Raw genomic sequence first — 12189 nt, 5'->3', positions numbered from 1 at the left:
TTTCGTTCCGTACAAGTAAGTGACCTACGGGTCTAATGATTCTTGAGGAGGAAATATAATGGCAGTAAGCATTAAGTTACCGGACGGCTCAGTTAGGGAATACGCGGAAGGCAGCACTATCGATGATGTGGCGGCTTCCATCAGCAGCGGACTCCGCAAGAACGCCGCTGCAGGTAAACTGAACGGAATCGTCGTCGACTTGTCGACCCCACTTCAGGAGGGGGCGCTGATAGAGATCGTGACCCTGGATTCGCCGGAAGGTCTCGAAGTGATGCGTCACAGTACCGCACATTTGATGGCTCAAGCAGCTAAACGCCTGTTCGGAGCTAAGGAAGTCAAGCTGGGCGTAGGTCCAGTCATTGAAGACGGCTTCTATTATGATATGGATTTGGAGCATCCGCTTAATCCTGAGGATCTGCTTAAGATTGAGAAGGAAATGGAGCGGATTGTTAACGAGAATCTGCCGATCGTGCGCAAAGAGGTTAGCCGTAAGGAAGCACTCGATATTTTCGGAGACCTGGGTGATCCTTACAAGCTAGAACTGATTGAGGCGCTGCCTGAGGATAGCATTATTACGATCTACGAGCAGGGCGAATTCTTCGACCTGTGCCGTGGTCCGCACGTACCGTCCACTTCTAAGATCAAAGTCTTCAAGCTGATGAGCGTTGCTGGTGCGTACTGGCGCGGAGACAGCAAGAACAAGATGCTGCAACGCGTATATGGCACAGCATGGATCAAGAAAGCTCAGTTGGATGAGCACTTGCGCCTGCTCGAGGAAGCGAAGAAACGCGATCACCGCAAGCTAGGGAAAGAACTGGAGATTTTCACGTTCAATCAGCTAGTGGGCCAAGGTCTGCCAATTTGGTTGCCTAAGGGTGCCAAGCTGCGTAGCATTCTAGAGCGTTACATTGTTGATCTGGAAGCCAGTTTGGGCTACCAACATGTATACACTCCGGTACTGGGTAACGTAGATTTGTACAAGACCTCCGGTCACTGGGAGCACTATCAAGAAGACATGTTCCCTAAGATGACTATCGACAACGAAGAGTTCGTTCTTCGTCCGATGAACTGTCCGCACCATATGATGATCTATAAGAGCTCTATGCACAGCTACCGTGACCTTCCGATCCGTATCGCAGAGCTGGGTATCCAGCACCGTTACGAGATGTCTGGCGCTCTAACGGGTCTTCACCGTGTGCGTTCAATGACCCTGAATGACTCGCACATTTTCTGTCGTCTGGATCAAATCAAAGGTGAGTTCATCCGTGTAATTGAGCTGATTCAGCAGGTATACAAGGATTTCGGCATCAACGATTACCGTTTCCGTCTGTCCTACCGTGATCCGAAGGATACTGAGAAATATTTTGCCAATGATGAAATGTGGGACACCGCTCAACGTATGTTGCGTGAAGTTGTAGAGGAAGCGGGTCTGCCATTCTACGAAGCTGAAGGCGAAGCGGCGTTCTATGGTCCGAAACTCGACGTACAAATCAAGACTGTGCTTGGCAAAGAAGAGACATTGTCGACCGTCCAAATTGACTTCCTGCTCCCAGAACGCTTTGAATTGGAGTATATTGGCGATGATGGTCAGAAGCACCGTCCGGTAGTATTGCACCGTGGTATTCTGGGTACGATGGAGCGTTTTGTCGCATTCCTGCTGGAGAATTTTGCGGGTTCCATGCCACTCTGGTTGTCGCCTGAGCAGGTTAAGGTTATTCCGGTCTCCACTGCATTTGATGACTATGCCAACGAAGTAACCGATAAGCTTCGTCGCCGCGGAATTACAGCCGTTGCGGATCTGCGTAACGAAAAGCTGGGCTACAAGATTCGTGAAGCACAGCTGGAGAAGCTGCCTTACATGTTCATCGTGGGTGAGAACGAGATGAATGCGGGTTCCGTCTCGGTCCGCAAGCGTGGTGAAGGCGACCTTGGAGCCAAGCCGGTTCAGGAAGTCATTGAACTGCTGTCTCAGGAAATCGCTGATCGTGTCATCTCCTAAGCTTAAAAAGCTGATTTATGCTACCAAATGTATAAACGAACATAAGAAATTAACAAAAGCAAGAAGGAACGAAGGGGAAGGTTTGGAACTGTAGGAGCGTAGCGCTCGCCTTTGTATCCAGATTTCAACCGTTAAAAGCGGCTGATAAAGAAGAAATCTGGATACAACAGCGACCGGAAGTCCAAACATTCACCGTAGTGACGACCGAGCTTTACGTTAGGATATTAAGTTCGTCTTATATAAAACCTCTGATATATGCCCGTGGGGGACAGTTTTACTGTTCCTCACGTATAAAATTTTGAGAATAGGGAAACCTTCGCTAATAGGGGGAGGTTTATCTTATGAACAAAATGGGCATGTTTCAGAGGTTTTGGTGTTTAATCGTCACTGTAGCGCTTCTGCTGGGCGTAGCCGGAATATACCCGGAGTCACGGCAAAAGGCAGTGCAAGCAGACGGTCTGAGTCATGGAGTCCAGACCGCTCGTGCGATAATATATTCGAACGAAGTCTACACGCCACCGGTATCGGCACCAGCCGTGCAGCAGGATGCAGTACAAGTTCCTAAAGCTTCAACGCCACCCGTAACGCAGAAGAAGGGTAGCGAGGCTCCACCGAAGACGCCGGCGTCCGTACCTGTAGCAGCACCAGCAAGAGAGCAGATTATCACGTCAATGAAGGTCACAGCAACAGGTTATACCGCAGGGTACGAATCGACCGGGAAAACCGCCAAGCACCCGGAATACGGCATTACGTATTCTGGTGTCAAGGTGCGCCGGGACAAAAATACGATTTCAACGATAGCGGCGGACCCTAAAGTGCTCCCGCTGGGCAGCATCCTTTATGTTCCTGACTATGGCTATGCCGTGGTAGCAGATACAGGTTCTGCGATTAAGGGGCGGAAGATCGATCTTTATTTTGCCACTACCAAGCAGGTCTATAAGGAATGGGGTAAAAAAACAGTGGTTGTGCATGTGATCAAGCGGGGTAACGGCAAATGTACAGAAGCTATGCTGAAGAATCTCAGTCGAGCAATCCAAACCTACAATTCCGTTCCACCAAATCTGCTGGAAGAAGTCATCTAACAGTGAGATTTACGGCATCTGCTACACGGTTTGAAATATAACTCACTTGGCCATGCATAATCTATGCGGCTACTTCCCATAATACGGACTGGGGCAATGATTCATTGCCTCTTCCGGACCAACCTCACTGGCTTGGTGTGACCATGACATGAGGAGAAAAAGGGAGGTGAATTCCGTGGCCAATTCCAAGAAATCAAAAGTTCAAGAAAACTATAAAACACCGAATGAAAAATACAATGCTGAGTTTGCGGTTGAAAATGACGGCGCAAACAGCAAGAGTAACACATCTGTTGCTAAGCCGGTTCAAAAACCGCAGCAATAATTATCTTACAGCAGACTTCTGCTGAAGAATCAGACTGCCCTCATCAGCGATCGAGCTGCGGGGCAGTCTTTTTATTATGAAATCTGTAGGAAGATAATTTTTAACCTAAAAAGTATATTTTAACCATTTAAAGTGTTAATATTGATAAAAAAGAAATATTTTCTTCCGTGTTTTGCCGATAAATACAATCGAGTACATAAAATAAGCGAAGAAAGGGTTTTGTTGGTATGAAGAAGAGGCATTTTAGATTAACCGTGAGAGTAAAATTAGTGGTCTCTTTCATTGTAGTAGTAATTGTGCCCTCGCTGATCATAGGCGTGATGGCTGCGCAAAGCTCCAGGAACCATATGCGTCAGCAAATGCTAAGCAGTGCCCAGCAAAGCGTGGAGACGGTTAATTCAATCATCAGCCACAGTATCGAGTCGAAAAAAAGTGATGTGGATTTCATCACCAGGACACTGGAAGGTTCTACGCTTCAAGGTTCGGCTGCTCAGAAGCTGATCCCCATGCTGGAACAATATCTGGGACTGAACCCCGATATCAATAATGCATACATAGGTACCGCAGAGGGCGCAACCATTCAGGGGAGTGGGTCAGAACGTTTGAACAATGATCCTCGTAAACAGGATTGGTACAAGTCTGCCTTAGCAGCGCCTGGTCAAATCAGCCTTACCCCAGTTGTGATGGATGCCAAAGGCAACCCAGAGATCATTATGTCGAAAGCGGTTGCAAATGGAGCGGGAGTGCTAGGTGTATCCCTGAATCTTGATGCAATCCGAACGGAGTCCAGTATTACAATTGGCAAGGAAGGATATGTCATCGTGCTGGACAGCAACAAAAAAATTGTGGTGCATCCTAACCTTAAACCGGCGGAACTGGGTGGAAGCAGCTATACGGAGCAGATGTTTGCCGACAAGAGTGGCAACTTTGAGTATTTGCTGGACGGCCGGGACAAGGAAATGTTCTTTACGACCAATGAACTGACTGGGTGGAAAATAGGAGGAACACTCTATGTCAGCGAGATGAATGAGGGTGCTGAGGCAATTAAAAAAACAGTGAATATTACCATTGCCATTATTTTGATTATTATGATCACTGTTAGCCAGTTTATTGTCAGCACCATCATTCGGCCTCTGAATAAGCTCAGGACGGCTGCCGAACGGATCAGCAAAGGCGATCTGACGGAAAATGTGGAGACTCGAAGGCAGGATGAGTTTGGAGATGTGGCTCGCAGCTTTCAAAACATGGTCGATAATCTGAGAGCGATGATCATGGGTGTTCAAGAAACGACGGATCTAGTATCATCGTCCGCTGAGGAGCTGGCCGCTGGTGCTGAGCAGACCAATCAGGCTATAGAACAGGTTAGTGTAGCGGTACAGGCGCTGTGTACGGGCAGTGAGCGTCAGGTCGAGCGTGTGCAAAAGGGAGCGCAAAGTATGGAGTATATGTCGGAAGAGATTGGGACCTTGTCTAGCCGTATGCAGGAGGTATCGGCCGGGATGATCCAAACCGCTACGGCGGCCATAGATGGCAATGCAGCCGCAGACCAAGCAGTCCGTCAAATTCACCGTGTGCAAGAGACTGTGGAACGATTGGATGAGGTAGTCTTTAAACTGGAGGAACGTTCGCTGGAGATTGATACCATCGTGGATGTGATTACTGGCATCTCCCGCCAAACCAATCTGCTGGCACTTAACGCCTCCATTGAGGCCGCCCGTGCGGGAGAGCAGGGTCGGGGATTTGCGGTGGTTGCCAGCGAGGTGCGGAAGCTGGCTTTTAACTCAGAGGAATCCGCTTCCCGAATCAGTGAATTGGTGCTAGCCGTCCGGCAGCATGTTGAGGAAGTGGCTGTGGAAATGCAGAACGCCAAGGAAAAGGTGTCCGGCGGTATCAAAGCGGTCAGCCTGACGGGCCATTCATTTACCGAGATCACAGGCACCGTAACCCAGTCGGCTTCGACTCTGGGGGAGCTCGCCAAGGCCGTGGAAGCCATGACTCATGAAGTAGCGGGAGTGACAGAGCATATGGAACAGATTCGGAGCATCTCAGAGGAATCTGCTGGCATTACGGATTCCGTCTCAGCAGCTACCGAAGAGCAGCTCGCGTCCACGGAGGAAATAACCTCTTCTTCTGCAGGTTTGGGGCAGATGGCGGAACAGCTTCGGCTGCTGGTGCTCCGCTTTAAAATTTACGAAGATCGCCAATAATTTGCGTTTATTTGTAATATAATCCCATATCCCTCAGCCTGGAGGCTGAGATGCTTTTCCTTCTCCCGCCGCTGTACCAAGACCTTGTCTTCCTGTAGACTGAGGTCATAAGGTTAGCGAAGAGTGAAAACATATCCATTTTAAGGGGGAAACCAAGTATGAAACGAAGAGTTTCGAGTCAGATTCTGAGCGGGCTAGTGCTCATTGGCATCGGCGGCATGTTTATGCTGAGGCAGATGGGATATACCAATTTTAGCATAGGGTATCTGATCTCTAACTTTTGGCCGGCCATTCTGATATTTATGGGTGCACAGCGTTTGTTGTCCACCGGCGATTATAGCTCCAAGGGTTCATCAACAATCGGCGGGCTGTTTTTTCTGGCGATAGGGGTTTATTTCCTGGGGCGAAACCTGGGCTGGTTTTACCTATCGGCCGGTGATTTTTTCAAAATGTTCATACCGGTAATGCTGATCGGCGGCGGCCTGTACGTCATTTTCAAACCGCGGAGGAATGATCCTCCTGTGCCGCCTAAGCCCCCGGGCTACTTCCCCCCGGGGAACAATCCGCTGGATGTTGAACCGCCAAAACCGATGGAATCCACGCTAGATGAGCAATTTGAGCAGAAGTTTGGTAAGTTTTCAGGTTCCTCTTCCTTTGAAGAACCCAAGGCTGGTTCCTCCAGTGAAACGGAATGGGAACGTCATCTTCATAAGGATGAGCGGGAAGAGGAGGGCCAATTTGGCTCTTCCGGGCCCCGCTACAGAGAAAAGCAGGAACGTCATTTTCAAAGATATCAGGAGCGCCAGGAGCGTCATGCACGCAGATACCAGGAGCGCCAGGAACGCCATGCTCGCAGACACGGAGAATGGGACGAGGACTATGGTCATGACCATGACCATGACCATCACAGCGGCAAGGAGTCCACTAACAGGTCTGCGTTTATCGGCGATATTCATATGGGCCGCGACCATTTTCAACTGAAGAATACGAACATCTCGCAATTCATCGGCGACACCGTCATTGATCTGACCAACGCGCAGATTGCTTACGGGGAGACTAAGATTAATATCTCCGCCTTTGTCGGTGATATCAAGGTATTTATCCCTGATGATATGGATTTGGGCGTTTCGGTTAACAGCAGCTCGTTTATCGGAGACATGCAAGTGCTGGATGAATCTCGTAGCGGGTTTATGAGCAATGTACAGTTCAAGACGCCATACTATAAGGAACGCGGCAAAAAAGTCCGCATCACCGTCAGTGCTTTTATCGGAGATGTTAAAGTGAAGTCGGTGGGCTAGGGAGATGGGAACGATACTTCATAATACCAAATGGGTGTTGTTGTTCTATTTTCTGCTCAGCGGCGGAGTATCAGTTGGTCTGGTGTACGCAGGAACCTGCCTCGGTTATATTGATGTCGTGGACTATCGGATGTGGTTGTACCTTACACTCGGAATCGTATTGTTCACGGTTATTGTAGGTTATATGGCTGTTCAGCGTATCCAGCGCCGACTTGATCATCTTGACCTGAATATGTTGCAGGTAGCGAAAGGTAATCTGTCTGTGCGGATGCCGGAGAGTGACGACCAGTCTTTTGCGAGAGTGTATCATGAGTTTAATGTGATGATGGATGCGGTGGAGAATAAGATGAAGCTTTTGCAGCGTCTTGGGGAGCAGGAAGTCATCGAGAAGGAAAAGGCAGCAGAGAGTGCGGTATTGGAGGAACGGCGGCGTATGGCCCGTGATTTGCATGATACGGTGAGCCAGCAGCTGTTCGCAATCCATATGTCCGCTTCTTCGCTGCCTAAAGTGCTGGAACGCAACCAAGCTCATGGGCAGACTGTGATGGATCAACTGATTACGATGTCTCAGATGGCGCAGAAGCAGATGCGTGCGCTGATCGCGCAATTACGACCGGTAGAGCTGGAGGGCCGAAACCTGTTCGAAGCGCTGGAAAAGTGGTTCCCTGATTATTGTCGCCAAAATGGTCTGAAGGGTATTAAGGAGCTTGAACTGCAGGGAGAGTTATCTGAGGCCATAGAGCATCAACTGTTTCTGATTATTCAGGAGGCGATGGCGAACATTGTCAAGCATGCAGAAGCGCGTCTCGTCAGCCTGTCACTACGTGAAGGGCCCCGGCAGGTTGTACTAAGCATCAGCGACGACGGTCAGGGCTTCGAGCATGTTCAGCAAAAACAGGGGTCGTACGGACTTACCACGATGCGCGAGCGTGCGGAGAAGCTGGGCGGCCAGGTGGAGATTATTAGCCGCAAGGGTGCAGGAACGACCATTCGCGTGCATATCCCCAAATTCATCCAGGGGGACCAGGACCGGCAGTTGCCGAAGGTCTCCGACACTGAATATCGGGAAGAGGAGGACAGGATATGAGTCCCATAAAAGTATTACTGGTAGACGATCATGATATGGTTCGAATGGGCCTCAAAACCTATCTCATGCTGGAGCCTAGCTTCGAGGTCATCGGCGAAGCTTCTAATGGACTGCAAGCACTGGAGATGTTGCGTGCCGGAGGTGGACAGGATCTGCCAGATCTTGTGCTAATGGACCTGATGATGCCGGTCATGAATGGGGCGGAGACAACCAGAGCAGTCTTGTCGGAGTTCCCCGGACTCAAAATCGTTATCCTGACCAGTTTTCTGGAGGATGATTTGGTCGTTGATGCTATAGAGGCCGGCGCGGTCAGCTACGTCCTGAAGACCGTATCCGCCGAGGAACTGATCTATGCACTGCAAGGTGCTTATCGGGGCATGCCGGTGATGACCGGCGATGTATCGCAGGCACTGACGCGCGGCATCCGCCAGCGCACCGTGCAGGGAGATTCCTCCGGCCTCACCGAGCGGGAGAAGGAAGTGCTGCTGCTCATTGCCGAGGGCAAGAGCAACAAGGACATTGGCGAGGAGCTGCATATCAGCATCAAGACCGTCAAGACGCATGTCAGCAATTTGCTGATGAAGTGCGAGCTGGACGACCGTACGCAGCTTGCCATTTACGCCCACCGGAAGGGCTGGGCGCAAGGGTAGTTGGGGTTGTGTTGAGGCTAAAGTTAAAGTTAAAGTTAAAGTAGAAGTTCTAAGCTTATGGTAGGTTAAAGTTAAAGTAGAAGTGCCTGAGCTTATGTTGAAGTTGCAGTTCATACTCAAACAGAATACCAGGCGTTATTCTGTAAAGTTAGGGCATTAGCTCAAAGAGCTCCTATCCTCTGAACCAGTCTTCTTAATAGTGAAATGGCGCTACCTTCCCAACTAAGAGCATTTTTGTACCTTATTTTTCTTAAATATATACAAATAAGATAATTAGAGGCATTTTTGTATCTTAATTTCGAAAAAGTTACTCTGAAAGGGTGATGATGGAAGAATTAACGTACAACATTGCACTTAATTCCGTCTATCTCCCATTTTCAGACTATTTAAGGTACTAAAATGCCGTTAATTACACTTCGGAGTAACGTTTAGGTTTTGTTTGTTATATTAACACGTTTTATATTGTGTCCAACTTGGACGCATAAATAGAGAGGCACTATAAGTTGGGGTTGTGATCCAAGTTGTAGTGCCTTTTTTCTGTTGGGGATGGTAGCAAGCTCAAATAATTGAGCGCACCTATTCACGTTCATCACTGGTTCAACACTGTCTATTGCTGAACTAATCAGTAATTGCCACGGGCGTGGGGAACCGCGCCCATATTATATGTCACTCCCCTGTAGAGGGTGAGTGGGCGGGGGTCAGGGCGCAAAGTTTACGGCCGCCTTTGAAATCATGTTCCACCCGCAGGGTTTTATTCAAGGAACATGATTTCAACAGCGGTGGAGCCTGAGCCCTGCCAGAGCGATCCCAGCCCACATGATATGAGCCCAGCAGCAATTCCAGCCCACGGATATGAGCCCCCGCCTACAATCTGCAAGCGATCCCCGCTCACGCACAAGCAATCCTTGCCCATAATCCCGCTATGGTTCTTTTTCTATCTGTCCGCGCCTATCTTTTATCTGCGCTTAAATTGTTTTTAATGTGACCTTAAGGTTTAAAGTACAAAATAAGACCATGAAAACAAATTAAACCTTGCCTCGTGATAGGCAAGGCGCGGGAGGAAAGAAACATGGACGAGAACAAAAACAGATTTAACCGTGACAACGAACCTGAATCTGATCGGGAATGGAACAACGGTAGCAATGGCAACCAGTCCTCCGAAACAAGCTCATCATACTATTACTCTTACGGACCTTTTAAATCCTTGAATAAAGAAGAACCGGACAATGACAGCGATGTAGAACACTACAACCGGCGGGAACCGGAGCGGGTGGAGATTACACCTCCACAACCTGTAAAACCACTTTCTTACAGCCCGACAGTTCGGCCTACAGGTTATGACGGAAATGGTGGAGGTAAGGGCGGCAACGGTGATGGTGGCGGTAACGGATGGCAATACAATCGCAAGCCGAAAAGCTCGTTTAAAACAGTGGTGGTTTCTTTTCTCGCCGGAATGATCGTGCTTTCAGGGTCGATGTACATGGCCGACCGTGGCAACTGGTTCACACCGGATACAGCAAGCTTGATTAACGGAAGCGGAACAAACACTTCTGCCTCAGCGCCGAGCGAAAGCGCCATGGCAAAACCTTCGACGACAACGGCGTCCTTGGTTACTGGAAAAGGCGATGTTTCAGGCGTGGTGGATCATGTTGGCCCGGCAGTCGTCAAGATTGAGACATTGGTGAACCAAAGCTCGCGCGGCAGAGGACAAAGCAGTCAGAACAACAATGATCCATTCTCACAATTCTTTTTCGGAGACCAGTTCGGTGGCGGTGGCTCTTCCCAGTCAGAACCAGATCAGCAATCTCCGTCTGACAAAGGTTCGTCCTCTCAACTGGTTCCATACGGGATTGGGACAGGTTTCATCTACGACAAAGCTGGATATATTCTGACCAACCAGCACGTTATCAATGGTGCCGATGTCATTCAGGTGACTGTGGATGGCAACACCAAACCATATGAAGCTAAGCTGCTCGGCTCCAGCAAAGATTTGGATCTGGCTGTACTGAAGATTGAAGGCAACAACAATTTCCCTGTAGTAGCGCTGGGTGATTCCGATACACTGAAAGTCGGTTCGGAAGTTGTAGCAATTGGTAACCCGCAAGGATTTGACCATACCGTTACTGCAGGTGTACTGAGTGCTAAGGGTCGTAGCATTGATATTAACGAAGAAGACGGCAGCGGTACAAGAAACTACAAAAACCTGCTTCAAACCGATGCGTCCATCAACCCAGGTAACTCTGGTGGTCCGCTGCTTAATGTGAACGGTGAGGTTATTGGTATGAACGTAGCTGTAAGTACTGATTCACAAGGTATCGGGTTCGCGATTGCTGTGAATACGATCAAGAATGTCGTTGACAAGCTGGAAGCGAATCAGGCGATTCCGAAAGAACCTGTTCCGTTCATTGGCGCAACGCTTATGACGATTACAGATGAAGTGGCCAAACAAATGGGGACTGATATTAAAGAAGGATCTGTGGTTGCAGATATTGTCTTCAGATCGCCAGCTTATAACGCAGACCTCCGTCCTTACGACATTATTACCGGAGTAGGCGGCAAGAAATATGCGACCAATCAGGATCTGATTACTTATATTCAAACGCTCAAGGTAGGAGACAAGATTACACTCAACGTTGTCCGTGACGGCAAAGCATTGAACCTTGATGTTACGATTGGCAACAAGAACGATTTTGATACTACGCAGAAACAACGGCAATAACAAAGGCGATAACAAAGGCAAGATACAATCAGACGGAAGGGTTCGCCCTTCCGTCTTTAATGTACAAAGATGTCTTTTTACCGATTCGCTGGTACAATATTTATATATAGAACTGGACAATGGGGGCTGTATGGATGCGACCGAATATTCTAATTATTGATGACGATGAGAAAATTATCTCCATGCTGAGGCGTGGCCTAGCTTTTGAAGGATATGACGTCAAGACAGCTGCGAATGGTGCAGACGGCTTGCGTGCGGTAATAGCAAATGATCCCGATGTGGTCATTCTTGATGTGATGATGCCACAGGTGGATGGCTTTGAAGTCTGCCGGAGGCTGCGGGAGGGTGGTAGTAACGTTCCTGTCCTGATGCTCACGGCTAAAGATGAGATCGAGCACCGGGTCAAGGGGCTTGATCTGGGTGCAGACGATTATCTGGTGAAGCCGTTTGCATTAGAGGAACTGCTGGCCCGTGTCCGTGCGCTGCTAAGGCGTAAGAGTGAGCAGAACGGTGGCAGTGATCAGGCGGTGGCTTATGATGATATTACTCTTGATGTAGACTCTCGGGAGGTCACACGTGACGGCAAGCGTCTAGAACTGACTGCCAAGGAGTTCGAGCTGTTACATCTGTTCATGCAGAATCCGAAGCGGGTACTGTCGCGTGATCTCATTATGGACAAGATTTGGGGCTATGACTACAGTGGAGAATCCAATGTGCTTGAGGTATATATCGCCATGCTGCGCCAGAAGACAGAAGAACACGGCGGCAAACGATTGATCCAGACCATCCGGGGAGCAGGTTACATTCTAAGAGGTGACAACTAGT

At 48.9% G+C, this 12189-nt stretch carries 9 protein-coding genes; all 9 read left to right on the top strand.

The window, feature by feature from the left end:
• Positions 1–58: 58 nt before the first annotated feature.
• Complete coding sequence (gene thrS, locus ACFVRY_RS26315) at positions 59–1999, top strand: threonine--tRNA ligase (protein ID WP_175374147.1); 1941 nt, start codon at positions 59–61, stop codon at positions 1997–1999.
• A gap of 341 nt (positions 2000–2340) precedes the next feature.
• Positions 2341–3081 carry a 3D domain-containing protein gene (locus ACFVRY_RS26310; protein WP_387503266.1) on the top strand — a complete coding sequence of 247 codons (741 nt, stop codon included), beginning with the start codon at positions 2341–2343 and terminating at the stop codon, positions 3079–3081.
• Between the two features lie 175 nt (positions 3082–3256).
• Positions 3257–3403, top strand: coding sequence for a hypothetical protein (locus ACFVRY_RS26305; RefSeq protein WP_379202717.1), 147 nt, complete (start codon positions 3257–3259; stop codon positions 3401–3403).
• A 254-nt stretch (positions 3404–3657) separates the two neighbouring features.
• Complete coding sequence (locus tag ACFVRY_RS26300; protein WP_387503265.1) at positions 3658–5610, top strand: methyl-accepting chemotaxis protein; 1953 nt, start codon at positions 3658–3660, stop codon at positions 5608–5610.
• Positions 5611–5768: 158 nt separating this feature from the next.
• Positions 5769–6908, top strand: a complete 1140-nt coding sequence (gene liaF, locus ACFVRY_RS26295; RefSeq protein ID WP_387503264.1) for a cell wall-active antibiotics response protein LiaF — start codon at positions 5769–5771, stop codon at positions 6906–6908.
• Between the two features lie 4 nt (positions 6909–6912).
• Positions 6913–7995 (top strand): sensor histidine kinase, encoded by a 1083-nt coding sequence (locus ACFVRY_RS26290; RefSeq protein WP_387503262.1) that lies wholly within the window; start codon positions 6913–6915, stop codon positions 7993–7995.
• Complete coding sequence (locus ACFVRY_RS26285) at positions 7992–8645, top strand: response regulator (RefSeq protein ID WP_387503261.1); 654 nt, start codon at positions 7992–7994, stop codon at positions 8643–8645. Before ACFVRY_RS26290 ends, ACFVRY_RS26285 begins: the two co-directional genes overlap by 4 nt.
• Positions 8646–9714: 1069 nt before the next feature.
• Complete coding sequence (locus ACFVRY_RS26280) at positions 9715–11364, top strand: S1C family serine protease (RefSeq protein ID WP_387503260.1); 1650 nt, start codon at positions 9715–9717, stop codon at positions 11362–11364.
• A gap of 134 nt (positions 11365–11498) precedes the next feature.
• Positions 11499–12188, top strand: coding sequence for a response regulator transcription factor (locus ACFVRY_RS26275; RefSeq protein WP_387503257.1), 690 nt, complete (start codon positions 11499–11501; stop codon positions 12186–12188).
• The last annotated feature ends 1 nt before the right edge of the window (position 12189 follow it).

Source organism: Paenibacillus sp. NPDC057934 (assembly GCF_042887565.1).
GTDB lineage: Bacteria > Bacillota > Bacilli > Paenibacillales > Paenibacillaceae > Paenibacillus_AQ.
The sequence above is the reverse complement of the archived record's forward strand: the minus strand, read 5'-3'. Positions and strand labels throughout refer to the sequence as shown.

Excerpts from the sequence above, each read along its gene's own strand:
- ACFVRY_RS26280 (WP_387503260.1), top strand. The coding sequence starts at position 9,715 with ATGGACGAGAACAAAAACAGATTTAACCGTGACAACGAACCTGAATCT.
- ACFVRY_RS26290 (WP_387503262.1), top strand. The coding sequence starts at position 6,913 with ATGGGAACGATACTTCATAATACCAAATGGGTGTTGTTGTTCTATTTT.
- ACFVRY_RS26285 (WP_387503261.1), top strand. The coding sequence starts at position 7,992 with ATGAGTCCCATAAAAGTATTACTGGTAGACGATCATGATATGGTTCGA.
- liaF (WP_387503264.1), top strand. The coding sequence starts at position 5,769 with ATGAAACGAAGAGTTTCGAGTCAGATTCTGAGCGGGCTAGTGCTCATT.
- ACFVRY_RS26310 (WP_387503266.1), top strand. The coding sequence starts at position 2,341 with ATGAACAAAATGGGCATGTTTCAGAGGTTTTGGTGTTTAATCGTCACT.
- thrS (WP_175374147.1), top strand. The coding sequence starts at position 59 with ATGGCAGTAAGCATTAAGTTACCGGACGGCTCAGTTAGGGAATACGCG.
- ACFVRY_RS26275 (WP_387503257.1), top strand. The coding sequence starts at position 11,499 with ATGCGACCGAATATTCTAATTATTGATGACGATGAGAAAATTATCTCC.